General features: G+C 53.1%; 13 protein-coding genes and 4 pseudogenes. 12 read left to right on the top strand and 5 right to left on the bottom strand.

The window, feature by feature from the left end; translation table 11 throughout:
* Positions 1-13 precede the first annotated feature (13 nt).
* The 3 genes and pseudogenes from rseA to rseC all read left to right on the top strand — a co-directional run bounded on the left by rseA (position 14) and on the right by rseC (position 2,095).
* Entirely contained in the window at positions 14-667 is a 654-nt protein-coding gene (gene rseA / locus ACQ86O_RS11700) for an anti-sigma-E factor RseA (RefSeq protein WP_431225344.1), read from the top strand.
* Positions 667-1,623: a sigma-E factor regulatory protein RseB gene (gene rseB, locus ACQ86O_RS11705; RefSeq protein ID WP_431225345.1), complete on the top strand. Its 957-nt coding sequence runs from the start codon at positions 667-669 to the stop codon at positions 1,621-1,623. Before rseA ends, rseB begins: the two co-directional genes overlap by 1 nt.
* A pseudogene (rseC, locus tag ACQ86O_RS11710) lies at positions 1,620-2,095 on the top strand (SoxR-reducing system protein RseC). The gene rseB and the pseudogene rseC overlap by 4 nt, the downstream one beginning before the upstream one ends.
* Here the strand turns inward: rseC and ACQ86O_RS11715 are convergent.
* A complete protein-coding gene (locus ACQ86O_RS11715; RefSeq protein WP_431225346.1) occupies positions 2,092-2,931 on the bottom strand; it encodes a hypothetical protein in 840 nt (279 codons plus the stop codon). The pseudogene rseC and the gene ACQ86O_RS11715 sit on opposite strands and share 4 nt — an antisense overlap.
* Positions 2,932-3,463: 532 nt before the next feature.
* On the opposite strand from ACQ86O_RS11715, the gene lepA reads away from it, so the two are divergent.
* The 7 genes and pseudogenes from lepA to acpS all read left to right on the top strand — a co-directional run bounded on the left by lepA (position 3,464) and on the right by acpS (position 10,009).
* Positions 3,464-5,260: a translation elongation factor 4 gene (gene lepA / locus ACQ86O_RS11720; RefSeq protein WP_431225347.1), complete on the top strand. Its 1,797-nt coding sequence runs from the start codon at positions 3,464-3,466 to the stop codon at positions 5,258-5,260.
* 35 nt (positions 5,261-5,295) lie between these two features.
* Positions 5,296-6,273 carry a signal peptidase I gene (lepB, locus tag ACQ86O_RS11725; protein WP_431225348.1) on the top strand — a complete coding sequence of 326 codons (978 nt, stop codon included), beginning with the start codon at positions 5,296-5,298 and terminating at the stop codon, positions 6,271-6,273.
* A gap of 229 nt (positions 6,274-6,502) precedes the next feature.
* Positions 6,503-7,183 (top strand): ribonuclease III, encoded by a 681-nt coding sequence (gene rnc / locus ACQ86O_RS11730; protein ID WP_431225349.1) that lies wholly within the window; start codon positions 6,503-6,505, stop codon positions 7,181-7,183.
* Positions 7,180-8,088, top strand: coding sequence for a GTPase Era (era, locus tag ACQ86O_RS11735; RefSeq protein ID WP_012146374.1), 909 nt, complete (start codon positions 7,180-7,182; stop codon positions 8,086-8,088). Before rnc ends, era begins: the two co-directional genes overlap by 4 nt.
* Before the next feature lie 5 nt (positions 8,089-8,093).
* Positions 8,094-8,824, top strand: a pseudogene (recO, locus tag ACQ86O_RS11740) (DNA repair protein RecO).
* 73 nt (positions 8,825-8,897) lie between these two features.
* On the top strand, positions 8,898-9,629 hold the full coding sequence (gene pdxJ, locus ACQ86O_RS11745; protein ID WP_431225350.1) for a pyridoxine 5'-phosphate synthase: 732 nt from the start codon (positions 8,898-8,900) through the stop codon (positions 9,627-9,629).
* Positions 9,629-10,009, top strand: a complete 381-nt coding sequence (gene acpS, locus ACQ86O_RS11750) for a holo-ACP synthase (protein WP_431225351.1) — start codon at positions 9,629-9,631, stop codon at positions 10,007-10,009. Before pdxJ ends, acpS begins: the two co-directional genes overlap by 1 nt.
* Before the next feature lie 25 nt (positions 10,010-10,034).
* Here acpS and ACQ86O_RS11755 read toward each other — a convergent pair whose 3' ends face one another.
* Together ACQ86O_RS11755 and ACQ86O_RS11760 are read right to left on the bottom strand one after the other, a co-directional pair.
* Entirely contained in the window at positions 10,035-10,295 is a 261-nt protein-coding gene (locus ACQ86O_RS11755) for a YfhL family 4Fe-4S dicluster ferredoxin (protein WP_431225352.1), read from the bottom strand.
* Between the two features lie 53 nt (positions 10,296-10,348).
* On the bottom strand, positions 10,349-11,197 hold the full coding sequence (locus ACQ86O_RS11760; RefSeq protein WP_431225353.1) for a MurR/RpiR family transcriptional regulator: 849 nt from the start codon (positions 11,195-11,197) through the stop codon (positions 10,349-10,351).
* A 163-nt stretch (positions 11,198-11,360) separates the two neighbouring features.
* On the opposite strand from ACQ86O_RS11760, the gene yfhb reads away from it, so the two are divergent.
* The gene (gene yfhb, locus ACQ86O_RS11765) at positions 11,361-12,017 is read left to right on the top strand and encodes a phosphatidylglycerophosphatase C (RefSeq protein WP_431225354.1); all 657 of its coding nucleotides are present in this window, start codon (positions 11,361-11,363) and stop codon (positions 12,015-12,017) included.
* A 44-nt stretch (positions 12,018-12,061) separates the two neighbouring features.
* On the opposite strand, the gene yiaY is transcribed toward yfhb, so the two are convergent.
* Positions 12,062-13,213, bottom strand: coding sequence for an L-threonine dehydrogenase (gene yiaY / locus ACQ86O_RS11770; RefSeq protein ID WP_431225355.1), 1,152 nt, complete (start codon positions 13,211-13,213; stop codon positions 12,062-12,064).
* A gap of 319 nt (positions 13,214-13,532) precedes the next feature.
* On the opposite strand from yiaY, the pseudogene tadA reads away from it, so the two are divergent.
* Positions 13,533-14,068, top strand: a pseudogene (gene tadA, locus ACQ86O_RS11775) (tRNA adenosine(34) deaminase TadA).
* On the opposite strand, the pseudogene mltF reads toward tadA, so the two are convergent.
* Positions 14,029-15,488, bottom strand: a pseudogene (mltF, locus tag ACQ86O_RS11780) (membrane-bound lytic murein transglycosylase MltF). The pseudogenes tadA and mltF overlap by 40 nt on opposite strands.
* Positions 15,489-15,734: the final 246 nt, after the last annotated feature.

A 15,734-nucleotide genomic window follows, 5' to 3' on the forward strand; every position in this document is an offset into this window, starting at 1 on the left:
AGGGTACCTAGGCATGCAGAAAGAAAAGCTTTCCGCTCTAATGGATGGTGAAATGCTCGACAATGAGCTGCTGAGTTCATTGGGTAAAGACAAAGCACTTCAGCAAAGCTGGCAGAGCTATCACCTTATCCGTGACACATTACGGGGTGATATCGGACAAGTAATGCATCTCGATATCGCAGATCGTGTTGCTGCTGCACTGGAAAAAGAACCTGCACGTCTGGTTCCTTCGGCAGTTCCCGAGTCCCAACCACAACCTCATACCTGGCAGAAAATGCCGTTCTGGCACAAGGTTCGCCCTTGGGCAAGCCAGATCACGCAAGTGGGCGTTGCCGCTTGTGTATCCCTGGCCGTGATCGTTGGCGTGCAACATTACAATCAGCCAACCGTACAGTCTGGCTCTTTTGAAACGCCAGTGTTCAATACGCTGCCGATCATGGGGCAAGCCTCACCGGTCAGCCTGGGCGTTCCGGCCGACAGTTTCTCTACCGGCAGCGGTCAACAGCAGCAGGTACAGGAACAGCGTAAGCGTATTAATGCCATGCTGCAGGATTATGAGCTGCAACGCCGTTTGCACTCAGATCAACTGCAACTTGAGCAGGGCACACCACAACAGGCCGCAGTTCAGGTTCCTGGAACTCAGTCTTTAGGAATGCAACAGCAGTAATGAAGCAAATCTGGTTATCCGTTTGTCTTTTGACGGGCAGCCTGCTCCATTCAAATATCGCCTCGGCGCAGTCTGCGTCCGGGGCGATATTGCAACAGATGAGCAGTGCCAGCCGTTCACTCAATTATGAACTCGCCTATATCAGCATCAGCAAACAGGGGATAGAGTCGTTTCGCTATCGTCATGTGGTGATTGAAAAACAGCCCTTAGGGCAGTTGCTGCATATGGATGGCCCGCGGCGGGAAGTGCTGCAGCGTGGCGGTGGGATCAGCTATTTCGAGCCTGGCCTGGAGCCCTTTACGCTATCTGGCGATCATATCGTTGATGCCTTGCCTAGCATTGTTTTTGCCGATTTCGATCATCTGGCAAAATATTACGACTTCATTTCCGTTGGGCGCACCCGTATCTCCGATCGGCCGTGTGATGTATTCCGCGTCGTAGCACGAGACGGTTCCCGCTACAGCTATGTTGTCTGGATGGATACTGAAACCAAGCTGCCATTGCGGGTGGATCTGTTAGACCGTGATGGTGAAACGCTGGAACAGTATCGGGTTATTTCGGTCGTGGTGGGCGATGAGGTCAAAAACGTCATGCAAGGGCTGCTCCAGGTCAACTTGCCACCATTATTGACTCTGCCAGCCGCAGAGAATGTCAAACTGAACTGGACTACCAGTTGGTTGCCAGCAGGCGTAAACGAAGTCGCACGCAATCGGCGCAAATTGCCGAATGTGGCAGAACCGGTCGAGTCACGCCTGTTTAGCGATGGTCTGTTCAGTTTCTCTGTCAACATCAGCCCCTCAGGCAGTAATACTGGCCAACAGTTTTACCGTCAGGGCCGTCGCACTATCCAGACCGAAATCCGCAATGGCAATGAAATTACCGTGGTTGGCGAAATCCCGCCAGCAACGGCCAAACGCATCGCCGACAGCATTTCTTTCAAGGTAACGCCGCAATGATGAAAGAGTGGGCCACAGTGGTTTCGTGGCAACAGGGTGTGGCGCTGCTGCGCTGTGAGCCAAAAGCGGGCTGTGGCAGTTGCACTGCACGTTCCGGTTGTGGTGCTCAGGCGTTTAACGAGCTGGTACCGGAAGCCGAACATCATTTGCGTTTACCGATCGCACAGCCTCTCGAACCCGGTCAGCGTGTCGAGGTGGGTATTGCCGAAGGCAGTCTGCTGCGTTCGGCAATGCTGGTGTATATGACTCCGTTATTTGGCGTGATGTTTGGTGGTGGCTTGCTGCAATGGTGGCTTGGCAGTGATGCGGCAGCGGTACTGGGCGCTATTGTGGGGGCGGGGCCGCATTCATGATTGCGCGAGAACTGGCAAAGCGCTTTGACGATCAGGCGGCTTATCAGCCGGTCGTTTTGCAAATCGGCCTGCCGCCTGGTGCGCTGCGGTTGCAAACGGAAACCGAAGTTCAACTCTAAAACTGCTGCCGCGTCATCGCCAGATTACTGTAGGCGGGGATGCGGTTGTAGATCATATGCTCCATCAGTGCAATAAACAGGTCGGCGCTGAAAAGCGAGAAATAACCAATCGAAAACAACTCCTTCCCCTGTAAATCCAGCAGGCGGATGGTGCCGCGTTGCGTATTATTCTCCAGCCTGTGGATCTGTTCGATCGGTACCTGCACTTGCGAAGTGCTCAACGTGGTTGCGCTCAGCCTTAAGGTCTGAGTATGTAACCTTTGCAACTTACCCAGCAGCCATTGTCCTAGCCAGTAAGGGCCGCTGTTCAGATAGCTGAAGCTCAGCACCTCTCCCTGATACAGTGAATTTAACGCTGGCGGTCCGCGTAACTGGATCTGTTGGTGGATTATGGTTTCAATCAACTGCCAGGAATGCGAGATATTACTGTAAATAGTGTGCCAGGGCTGCTCCGCTGCGGTGCGAAACGCCATGTTGTCTGCCATTCCACAAAATATCCTGCAACCACGAAAATGGTAAATATCGGCAATTTTTTCAAATGCGATAAAACGTTCCTTGTGGTCGTGGTGATTGAGGACTCTCACACCGTGCTCATACAGGCGATAGGTCAGCGTTGGCCGCAGGTAGTGGCGTAGCGCCAGCAGAATACAACCTAATAGAATTGTGGCTGTGCCGGTTTGCAGCAAGGTCAGAACACCACTTTCATCCATGTTGCTCAGTAACGGCAGTAACAGTAGCGCCGCGCCGAGAGTGAACAGCAGTGCAACCACTGCCAAAATGCCCCAGTTGACCTTAGAAAAATCGTGCCGGCTCAGCATTTGCCCTTTATCGATCATAATAAACCTTCCAATCAATGTTCAGATACATGCTGGTGAACTCCGGTGGGCTGCCGATGTCGTAGTGCCCTGAAGTCTTTTTATTGCGGAGCTCCAACCACTTTTAACTGAGGGGCGAAGTAGGCGTATATGAGTTTTTTCCTAAAGCCAATCGATGGGGTGGTAACTGTAAGATGCTGATAAAAATATTATTTTTTCATCATTTAAGACGGGGTTTATTGCGTAGTGGCAGAATATGTATTACCGCGGATTAACCCCCTTGCCAGGGATAACGATTTTATGTCTTTACCCTATCGTTGGCAGGGTTTTTATTTGCTTAATATCTGCTTTCATAACCTGCGGCTCTCTGTAACACTAAAGTGCGCATAATAGAATGCCTTCACTGCACCGATCGCTAGGTTTTCAGTGTTGTGGCATGTAGAATGCTGCGATTCAGGCGAAAGACGGCCGAACCCATTCACTGTCGCTTTATGTCCATGCGGGTTTCCATAGGCGAGTAATTCAGAAATACCAAGGCAGAAAAACTTTTATAATGAAGCATATACGAAATTTCTCCATTATTGCCCATATTGACCACGGTAAGTCGACGCTGTCCGATCGTATTATCCAAATCTGCGGCGGGCTGACCGAACGTGAAATGGCCGCACAGGTACTGGATTCAATGGATCTGGAGCGTGAGCGCGGTATTACCATCAAGGCACAGAGCGTAACGCTCGATTACAAAGCGCCAGATGGTCAAATTTATCAGCTTAACTTTATCGACACCCCTGGGCACGTTGACTTCTCTTATGAAGTTTCCCGTTCACTGGCCGCCTGTGAAGGTGCATTGCTGGTGGTAGATGCCGGGCAAGGTGTTGAGGCCCAGACATTGGCCAACTGCTACACGGCATTGGACATGGATCTGGAAGTGGTGCCAGTCCTGAACAAAATTGACCTGCCTGCCGCCGATCCGGATCGTGCCGCGCAAGAGATCGAAGACATCGTTGGTATTGATGCCACTGACGCAGTCCGTTGCTCGGCGAAAACCGGCGTGGGTGTGCCAGAAGTGCTTGAGCGCCTGGTGCGTGATATTCCGCCGCCGGAAGGCGATCCAGAAGCACCGCTGCAGGCGCTGATCATCGACTCATGGTTTGATAACTACCTTGGCGTTGTCTCCCTGATCCGTGTGAAAAACGGCACGCTGCGCAAGGGCGACAAGATCAAGGTAATGAGCACCGGCCAAACCTATAACGCCGATCGTTTGGGGATCTTCACCCCGAAACGCGTCGATCGTGACGTGCTGAACTGCGGCGAAGTGGGCTGGTTGGTCTGCGCAATCAAAGACATCCTGGGCGCTCCAGTGGGCGATACCCTGACCCTGGCCCGCCAACCGGCAGACAAAATGTTGCCAGGTTTCAAAAAAGTGAAACCACAGGTTTACGCCGGTCTGTTCCCTATCAGTTCTGACGACTATGAAGCCTTCCGCGATGCGCTGGGTAAACTGAGTCTGAACGATGCCTCTTTGTTCTATGAGCCGGAGAGCTCCACCGCGTTGGGCTTTGGTTTCCGCTGTGGTTTCCTTGGCCTGCTGCACATGGAGATCATTCAGGAGCGTCTGGAGCGTGAATACGATCTGGAGCTGATCACGACCGCACCAACGGTAGTGTATGAAGTGGAAACCACCAGTGGTGAAACCATTTACGTCGATAGCCCATCCAAGCTGCCACCGTTGAATAACGTGGCCGAGCTGCGTGAGCCCATCGCCGAATGCCATATGCTGATGCCGCAAGAGTTTCTGGGTAACGTAATCACGCTGTGTATTGAGAAGCGTGGTGTACAGACCAACATGGTTTACCACGGTAACCAGGTAGCGCTGACCTATGAAATCCCAATGGCAGAAGTGGTACTGGATTTCTTCGACCGCCTGAAATCCACTTCACGCGGGTATGCCTCACTCGATTATAACTTCAAGCGTTTCCAGGCTTCGGATATGGTGCGTGTCGATGTTCTGATCAACAACGAACGTGTTGATGCGCTGGCGCTGATCACTCACCGCGATAACTCACAATATCGTGGCCGTGAACTGGTCGAAAAAATGAAAGAACTGATCCCGCGCCAGCAATTTGATATTGCGATCCAGGCGGCAATCGGTACTCATATCATCGCGCGTTCCACGGTAAAACAGCTGCGTAAAAACGTTCTGGCCAAGTGCTATGGCGGCGACGTCAGTCGTAAGAAAAAGCTGCTGCAAAAGCAGAAAGACGGTAAGAAACGTATGAAGCAGGTGGGTAACGTCGAGTTACCGCAGGAAGCGTTCCTGGCCATTCTGCATGTGGGTAAAGACAAGTAAGCAAGAGCGAAAGCTCGCGTAACGAGGGAGTTTGCATGGCGAATATGTTTGCCTTGATCCTGGCAATTGCAACGCTGGTGACCGGGATCATCTGGTGCTTTGAGCGCTTTAAATGGGCGCCAGCACGCCGGGCGAAAATTGCGGCGCTCAATGAGCAGGTGGCAGGGACGCTCGACGAAGCCACACTGGCGAAAGCCGTGAAGCAACCGGGTTGGGTTGAAACCGGTGCTTCGGTCTTCCCGGTATTGCTGTTGGTATTTGTGGTGCGTTCATTTATTTATGAGCCTTTCCAGATCCCTTCAGGCTCGATGATGCCGACGTTACTGATTGGCGATTTTATTCTGGTGGAAAAGTTTGCCTATGGCATTAAGGATCCAATCACCCAGACAACGCTAATTGAAACTGGCCATCCAAAGCGTGGCGATATTGCGGTATTTAAATATCCGCTCGATCCGAGACTGGATTATATCAAACGCGTTATTGGCCTGCCTGGCGATCGCGTGAGTTATGATCCGGTGAATAAGCGCGTGACGATCCAACCATCCTGTAATAGTGGCCAGGCATGCGATACGGCATTGGCGGTGACCTACAGTGATATGCAGCCAAGCGATTTTGTGCAGATGTTCAGCCGTAGCGGCACGGGTGAGGCCAGCAACGGTTTCTTCCAGATCCCTTTGACTGAAAACGTGCCTCAGGGCGGTATCCGCCTGAATGAACGCAAAGAGACCTTAGGTACCGTAACCCACCGCATTCTGACCGTGCCGGGCACGCAGGATCAGGTGGGTGCTTACTACCAGCAACCTGGCCAGCAGTTGGCTGAATGGGTAGTGCCCACCGGGCATTATTTCATGATGGGCGATAACCGCGATAATAGCGCCGATAGCCGTTATTGGGGTTTTGTGCCTGAGAGGAATCTGGTGGGTAAAGCCACGGCCATCTGGATGAGTTTCGAAAAGCAGGAAGGTGAATGGCCGACCGGTGTCAGATTAAACCGTATCGGTGGAATTCATTAATAGACCTTGTTTCAAACTGCAGTCGTTCCGGCTGCAGTTTGAAATCCATAGGGGATATATAAACGCAGCAATATATTTCCACTCGTTGTAGAATACTTCCTCGAGCGATAAAAAGTTGGCCCCTTTTCGGCGCCACTGCAAACGAAACAGCTTTGGATTGGCTTTTGGCAAAGCAGGCCTGTTCCGTATGCTGCAAGTTTTTGACGCATTCTTGATCTATTGGTAACTCATGAACCCCATCGTAATAAACAGGCTGCAGCGGAAGCTGGGCTACACTTTTCAACAGCAGGAGCTCTTGCTGCAGGCGTTAACTCACCGTAGCGCCAGCAGTAAACACAATGAACGTCTTGAGTTTCTGGGTGATTCGATTCTCAGTTTTGTTATCGCCAATGCGCTATACCATCGTTTTCCTCGCGTAGACGAGGGAGACATGAGCCGCATGCGCGCCACGTTGGTGCGGGGTAATACTCTGGCAGAGATGGCGCGGGAATTTGATCTGGGCGAATGTCTGCGTCTTGGGCCGGGCGAACTGAAAAGTGGTGGATTCCGCCGCGAATCAATCCTGGCGGATACGGTGGAGGCATTAATTGGCGGCGTGTTTCTGGATAGCGATATTCAAACCGTCGAACGACTGATTTTGGACTGGTATCGCAGCCGGTTGGACGAAATCAGCCCCGGTGATAAGCAGAAAGACCCGAAAACCCGATTGCAGGAGTTTTTACAAGGTCGCCATCTGCCGTTGCCTTCTTATCTGGTGGTGCAGGTTCGCGGTGAGGCGCACGATCAGGAGTTTACTATCCACTGCCAGGTGAGTGGTTTGAGCGAACCCGTGGTGGGAACTGGCTCAAGCCGCCGCAAAGCCGAGCAGGCGGCAGCGGAACAAGCGTTGATTAAGCTGGAGCTTGAATGAGCGAAGAAAAACAATACTGCGGTTTTATCGCGATCGTAGGTCGTCCCAACGTGGGCAAATCCACGTTGCTCAACCAACTGTTGGGGCAAAAAGTCTCCATCACCTCGCGTAAACCGCAGACGACCCGTCACCGCATTATGGGTATCGATACCGATGGTGCCTATCAGGCCATCTATGTTGACACCCCGGGTCTGCATATCGAAGAAAAGCGCGCCATCAACCGTTTGATGAACCGCGCGGCCAGCAGCTCAATCGGCGATGTCGAGCTGGTGATCTTCGTTGTGGAAGGGACTAACTGGACTGCCGATGATGAAATGGTGGTCAACAAACTGCGCAGCCTGAAGTGCCCGGTATTGCTGGCCATCAACAAGGTTGACAACGTTACCGACAAATCCAAGCTGTTGCCGCACATTGCCTTCCTCAGCCAGCAGATGAATTTCCTTGATGTGGTGCCGATTTCTGCCGAAAAAGGCATGAACGTGGACACTATTGCGGCAATCGCCCGCAAGGTATTGCCGGAAGCAGAACACCATTTCCCGGACGATTACATTACCGATCGCTCCCAGCGCTTTATGGCGTCGGAAATCATCCGCGAAAAGCTGATGCGTTTCCTGGGTGAAGAACTGCCTTACTCAGTAACCGTTGAGATCGAACAGTTTGTGCCGAATGAGCGCGGTGGTTATAACGTGCATGGTCTGATCCTGGTTGAACGTGAAGGCCAGAAGAAGATGGTGATCGGCAACAAAGGTGCGAAGATCAAAACGATCGGTATCGAAGCCCGTCAGGATATGGAACAGATGTTTGAAACCAAAGTGCATCTGGAACTGTGGGTGAAAGTGAAATCGGGTTGGGCGGACGATGAACGTGCGCTGCGTAGCCTGGGCTATACCGACGATCTGAAATAAGCCCAATGGAAGGCTGGGAGCGCGCTTTCGTCCTGCATGGGCGACCGTACAGTGAAACCAGCCTGATGCTGGATCTGTTCACGGAAGGTCATGGGCGGGTGCGCTTGCTGGCAAAAGGCGCACGCAGTCGCCGTTCCAATCTCAAGGGTTGCCTGCAGCCCTTTACCCCCTGTTAGTACGCTGGAGCGGGCGTGGCGAAGTTAAAACGCTGCGTAGCGCCGAAGCGGTCTCCCTCGGTTTACCCCTTACTGGCATGATGCTTTACAGCGGGCTGTACGTGAACGAACTCCTGTCACGGGTGCTGGAGCAGGAAGCCAATTATTCGGTGCTGTTCTTCGATTACCTGCAGTGCCTGCAGGCGCTGGCGGCGGAGGACAGCTCACCGGAGCACGCCTTGCGGCAGTTTGAGTTGGCTCTGTTAGGGCACTTGGGCTATGGGTTGGATTTCCTCCATTGCGCAGGCAGCGGTCTGCCGGTGGACGACAGCATGACCTACCGTTACCGCGAGGAAAAAGGCTTTATCGCCAGCCTGGTGGTGGATCATTACAGCTTTACCGGCCGCGAATTGCATGCCCTTGCCGAACGCCAGTTCCCTGATGCAGAAACTCTGCGGGCGGCCAAAAGATTTACCCGCATGGCGCTGAAACCCTACCTTGGCGGCAAGCCGCTGAAAAGCCGCGAACTGTTTCGCCAGTTTGTGCGCAAACAGCCGGACACCCCAGTCGACGAAGCTTAGCCTCTTTCTGCTTTTTCCTCCTTGCCCCGACGTGTAAACTGCTGCTACTGAAAATGACTTTCTTGAGGTTGTGATGGCTGATTTGCTGCTGGGCGTTAATATCGATCATATCGCCACGTTACGTAACGCGCGTGGAACCCACTACCCTGATCCGGTTCAGGCGGCGTTCATTGCCGAGCAGGCCGGTGCTGATGGGATCACTGTTCATCTGCGTGAAGATCGTCGCCATATCACCGACCGCGATGTGCGTATTTTACGCCAGACTATTCAGACGCGCATGAATCTGGAAATGGCGGTCACCGATGAAATGCTCGATATTGCCATTGAGCTAAAACCTCATTTCTGCTGTCTGGTGCCGGAAAAACGTCAGGAAGTGACCACCGAAGGTGGGTTGGACGTGGCCGGGCAGTTGGACAAAATGACCGTGGCAGTTGAGCGCCTGGCTCAGGCCGGTATCCTGGTTTCCCTGTTTATCGATGCCGATCATCGTCAGATCGACGCCGCCGTTGCCGTAGGCGCCCCTTATATCGAAATTCACACTGGAGCCTATGCGCAGGCACAGGGCGAACTGGCCGTACAGGCAGAGTTGAATCGCATTGCCAAAGCGGCGACCTACGCGGCAGGCAAAGGCCTGAAAGTGAACGCGGGTCATGGGCTGACCTACCATAACGTGCAACCGATCGCCGCTTTGCCAGAGATGCATGAGTTGAATATCGGCCATGCCATTATTGGCCAGGCGGTGATGTGTGGTTTACCGGCCGCGGTGGCAGATATGAAGCTGCTGATGCGGGAAGCGCGTCGCTAATGGCGGTGCTTGGCCTGGGCACCGACATCGTTGAGATGGCGCGCATCGAAGCGGTGGTGGAACGCAGTGGCGATCGTTTGGCACGCAGGGTATTGAGCGAGGCGGAATGGGCAGTGTACCAGCAGCATCAGCAGCCGGTACGCTTTCTGGCTAAACGTTTTGCGGTAAAAGAAGCGGCGGCCAAGGCTTTTGGCACCGGTATCCGCAACGGCCTGGCGTTCAATCAGTTCGACGTGTTCAATGACGGGCTGGGTAAACCCAATATCCGTCTGCATGGCCGCGCCGCTGAACTGGCGCAGGAAATGGGCGTGGTGTCGATCCACGTTTCTCTGGCGGATGAGCGGCGTTATGCCTGCGCGACGGTGATTATCGAAGGTTGATGGGGCGGAGTGCCCCATCCGAAGCTCACAGCCGATCGGCGTGATGCAGTACGACAAACTTTTCCCACAGCTGTTCCTGGTTTTCTACGTGCTGCGGATCGGTAATGATGGTGTTATCGATCGGGCATACCTGCTGGCAGGTTGGCGTCTCGTAGTGGCCAATACATTCGGTGCAGCGGTTGGCATCGATCTGATAAATCTCATCCCCCATCGAAATCGCCTGGTTCGGGCATTCCGGCTCGCACATATCGCAGTTGATACATTTGCGTGTGATTAGCAGGGCCATGGCAACTCTCTCATTATTTACAGGGGTATTTTGCGGAGCGCAGATTATACGCTTTACACCAGCTTTTTCATCAACTGTTCGCTATGGCGAATACGATTACGGGCGTGATCGGGATCGTGCTGGATCAACGCCATAAATAAAAGGTCGGTCAGGGCGAATTGCGCGGTACTGGAAGATATCGCTGCGCTGAGGGGGTTAGGCTCTTCCGCAATGGTATAAAGGCAGTGATCGGCTCGCTGTTGCAGGCCATTAGGTGAAAAACTGGTCAGTGCCAATACGCGTGCGCCTGCAATGCGGGCTTCTTCTGCGGCCAAATTGATTTCGCGCCGTTCACCGCTAAACGAGATGGCTAATAACAAATCTTCTTTAGTCAACGCCTGCGCGGTGGCTAGCTGGACATGCATATCTGATTCTGCCACGGCCATGATGCCAATTTTCAGTAGCTTGAACGAAAAGTCTTTGGCAACCAGCCCAGAAGCACCAAACCCGACCAGAACCACCCGGCGTGCCGTACATAGCATTTCCAGGGCGGTATGAAGCTGCTGTTCGCTGTTGATATCCAGCGTTGCCCGTAAAGCGGCCTGTTTTTCCAGCAGCAACTTCTCACCGACGATTTTCAACGCATCGCTGCTGAGGATCCGGTTATGGACGGTAATTTCCGGCTCCGCCTGTGGCTGAGCCAATGCCTCGCTCAACGCCAGTTTCAATGCCGGGAAGCCCTTATAACCCATTTTCTGGGCAAACTTGACCACGCCGGACTGGCTGACGCCGGTCAACTGAGCCAGTTTTTGGGAGCTGAGGTGGCGGGCCTGTTCCGCATTTTCCAACAGGAAATCTGCCAGCTTGCGGTCATTTTGTGCCAAGTTTGGATACATCTGACGAATGCGAAGAAGGGTACTCATTAGCGTTTTCCTTTGAATCAGTCTGCATTCTGCCACGCCAAGGGGCAAAACGTGCAGTGAAAACTTTGCTGTTAAGGCAAGGTTGTGTTGTATCTGGCAGTCTGGGTGATTACGATAATACAGTAGTCTGATTATGGGATGGACCGATCCTGAGGAGTAACGCTTGACCGAGAAACCAAGCCAGGAGGCTGAAAATACCCAACGCGTGGTATTTTTTGATCTCGATGGCACCTTGCATCAAGAGGACATGTTTGGCAGTTTTCTGCGCTTTCTGTTACGGCGTTTGCCATTGAATTTAGTGCTGGTAGTACCGTTATTACCGGTTGTCGGGTTGGGCATGCTGCTCGGTGGGCGAGCGACGCGCTGGCCCATGAGCCTGTTACTGTGGTCGATGACTTTTGGCCACCCCGAGGCCAGGCTGAAAGCGTTGGAGTTGCAGTTTGTCGCCCATTTCCGCAAGAAAGTAACCGCCTTTCCGGTGGTTCAGATGCGGCTGCGCCAGTATCTGGATGCTCATGACGCGCAAGTGTGGCTGATCACCGGTTCACCTGAACGTCTGGTGCAGCAGGTTTATCAGGATTCTGCATTTCTGCCTCGAGTGCGCCTGGTGGGTAGCCAGATTGTGCGCCGCAACGGGGGTTGGGTTCTGCCCATGCGTTGCCTGGGCGTGCAGAAGGTGGTGCAACTGGAACAACGCCTTGGGGCGCCGCTCAAGCTGTTCAGCGGCTATAGCGACAGTAAACAGGATAACCCGCTATTGTTCTTCTGCGAGCATCGCTGGCGGGTCAGTAAAGAAGGGGAATTACAGCAGTTGGAATAGCAGTGAAGCTCCCTCCGCACCTGGGAGAGGGAGCTTGGCAGAGGTTACATCGCGGCTTTAAAGATAGCCACAATCTGTTCATGGGTTGCCTGGATCGGATTGGTAAACCCGCAGGCATCCTTCAGCGCGTTGGCGGCCAGAGTATCAAAATCTTCTTCTTTGACTTTCAGGTCACGCAAACCGGCAGGGATACCCACATCTTTCGCAAGCTGGCGGATCGCCGCGATACACAGGGCTGCGCCTTGTTGATCGCTTTGGCCTGTAACATCGACCCCCATCGCAGCAGCCACGTCTTTCAGGCGGCCAGCAGCCACTTCGGCATTAAACTCCTGCACATAAGGCAACAATACTGCGTTACAGACGCCGTGCGGCAAATCGTAGAAGCCGCCCAGTTGATGCGCCATAGCATGCACATAACCCAATGAAGCATTGTTGAATGCCATGCCAGCCAGGAATTGAGCATAAGCCATGTTTTCGCGAGCCTGCATATTTTGCCCATCGGCGACTGCATCGCGTAGAGATTGTGCAATCATGGTTGCGGCTTTCAGCGCACAGGCATCGGTAATTGGGTTGGCAGCGCTGGAAACATAGGCTTCGATAGCATGAGTCAGGGCATCCATACCGGTAGCGGCGGTCAGGCCTTTCGGCATACCGGCCATCAGATGAGGATCGTTAACCGATAGCAGTGGGGTGACATGCTTATCTACTATTGCCATTTTGATATGGCGCACTTCATCGGTGATGATGCAGAATCGGGTCATCTCGGAGGCGGTACCCGCGGTGGTATTGATTGCCACCATCGGCAATTGCGGCTTGGCCGAGCGGTCGACGCCCTCGTAATCTTTGATTTCCCCACCGTTAGCGGCGAGCAGAGCGATACCTTTCGCACAATCGTGCGGTGAGCCGCCACCGAGCGAAATCACGCAGTCGCAGTCATTCTGACGTAACAGAGTCAGACCCTGTTTTACGTTCGCAGTTGTCGGATTAGGATGGGTTCCGTCATATACACAACTTTCAATTTTCTGTGCTGTCAGAAGCTGTTGCACCTGAGCAACGACGCCAATGCTGTTCAACACCTTATCGGTGACGATCAGTGCCCGATGCAGGCCATGTTCTTTCAGGGCTTTTGCTGCTTCTTGCAGACAGCCGGAACCAATCATGTTGACAGAAGGGATAAAGAACGTTGAGGCAGCCATAAACTACTCCTTAAAAAGGCTTTTGCGTGTTTCAAACCTTACCCGGCTAATCGTTAAGAGTATATGATCTATCGCAATTTTGTTAGCGAAAGGTTGCTTAATCCTATTGGTTGATTTTAAATCGATTTTTCTATTTATTTCAGTAATGCGTGAAATTTAACTATTATTTAAATTAATGTTATTCAATCAATCGACACTGTTGTTCCGCGCCCGGATTGTTTACGTGGGTTGATGCTTTGCCTTCCTTGAACACACCGGTTTTCGCCAGTCTGGCCTAGTGTGTATAATGCCCGCCGCACAGCGCACGAGGATTGACGGAATGAATGAATATAGTGATGAGTATTGGATGCGCCAGGCATTGAGCCTGGCTCAGCGTGCTCAGCAAGAAGGTGAAGTGCCGGTGGGTGCGCTGCTGGTGCTGGATAATCAGGTCATTGGCGAAGGTTGGAACCGGCCGATTGGTCGCCACGACCCTACTGCTCATGCCGAGATTATGGCGTTACGCCAGGGGGAGCGGTGTTGCAGAATTACCGGCTGCTGAACGCGACGCTTTACGTCACCCTGGAGCCCTGCGTAATGTGCGCCGGGGCGATGGTGCACAGCCGTATCCGTCGGCTGGTGTATGGAGCGGCTGATGAGAAAACCGGGGCGGCCGGCTCGCTGGTGGATATTCTGCGCCACCCAGGGATGAATCATCAGGTGGAGATCGTCTCGGGAGTATTGGCAGAAGAGTGCGCTGCCACGCTCAGCAACTTTTTCCGCCTGCGCCGCGAACAGAAAAAGCCGTCAAACGGGCCAGCAAAGACCCGCAGTAATCAGTGGTTGAGCGCCAGTTTCGGCTCGACCGCCGGGTAACCCCTGGCCAGTTCGAGCTGTTGCGCCGCTTCCTGTGCTGCCTTCTTCTCTTTTTCCTGCAGATAACCCACCAGGCTGACCTGATAACGGCGGATATTCTCCACGTAGTTATAGGCTTCGTGGCCCCGTGCATAGCCGTAGGTGAGTGAATTTGAATAGCGTTTCTGGCTGAGCATCGGCAGGCGCTGCTTCACGTCTACCCAACTGTCCGGGTTGCCTTGCTGGTTTTTGGTCAGTTTGCGCGCATCAAGCATATGGCCCCAGCCCATATTGTAAGCGGCGAGCGCGAACCAGATACGTTCATCTTCCGGTACTGTGTCCGGCACTTTTGCCATCAGGCGTTGCAGATAGAGCGCCCCACCCTGGATGCTTTTTCCGGATCGAGCCTGTCGTTAATGCCCAGACCCTCTGCGGTGGCCCTGGTCAGCATCATCAACCCACGAACACCGGTCGGGGAGGTGGCTTGCGGGTTCCAGTGGGATTCCTGGTAGGCGATGGCCGCCAGCAGTTTCCAGTCAATTTCATTGGCATACTTTTCAAACAGCGGCTTGAAGTTGGGCAGCACTGAGTCAATGGCCGAAAGGAAAGTCTTGGTATCGACGTAGTCAAAGCTGCCCACATGACCGAGATATTTTTCTTCCAGCCGTGCCAGCGTTCCGTCTTCTACCCTCTGGCTATAAAAATCCAGTAGCGCCGCATACAGGCTGTGATCGCTGCTGCGCTTAATGTACCAGGTTACCGGTTCTTCATCGGTCACATCAAAGGCGACCGCCAGTTGCGGGTGGATACGCTGTAGCAGAGCAATGGTAACGGAATCACCGATGGTGTAATCCAGCTTGCCGTCAGCCACCTGCTCCAACAACTCTTTGGAGGTCAGGTCGCTCGAAGCCTCCCAACTGAGATCGGGGTATTTGTTCTGCTTGAGCTGTTTGAGCGTGCTGACGTGAGCCGAACCTGAAGCTACCGCCAGCTTGCCTTTCATATCGGCAAAAGTTTTGGGCCGCGAAGTCCCCAGCCGATAGACCACCTGCTGAGAAACAGAATAGTAGGCCGGGCCGGTGCTGGCCCGGCTGAGGCGATCCTGGTTGTAGATCAGGCCAGCCGCCAGTATGTCGGCATTGTCATCGTCCAGATCGTCAAACAGATCGTTGATATTTTGGTGCGGGATCACCACCAGTTTCACCCCCAGATAGTTGGCAAAGCTTTTTGCCAGCTCATAATCAAGGCCACTCGGCCCCTGTGGTGTCGTGAAATAGGTTAACGGTGAATTTAATGTGCTGATACGCAGCTCGCCGCGTGATTTGATGGCTTCCAACTGGCCACCCAGCCCGCCGCGCCAGGCGATGTTGGGCCATAGGGCTAGCGCCAGGAGTAGCGCGACAACACTGATTAGAATGTAATTTATTTTTAGGCGTTTCAAATAGTTATCTCAAATATATGCACGCTTCTGTTGGCCGAAATAGGTTTATTTTCATGGTTAAATCACCAGTGCCGGTGCATTTTGCGCAACAAAACGCCAGTGTGCAACTTTATTGACACGTTATGACAATTTGGTGCCGAGAATAGCTTTTATCAATAATAGCTACGCAAACGGTTTCGTCGGCGGCGCGGATTCTCTATAATGGCGCGCGTTTTCCCCTGTTGCGCCCAATGAAGTACTGAGTCC

Source organism: Serratia sp. L9, from assembly GCF_050632285.1.
GTDB lineage: Bacteria > Pseudomonadota > Gammaproteobacteria > Enterobacterales > Enterobacteriaceae > Chania.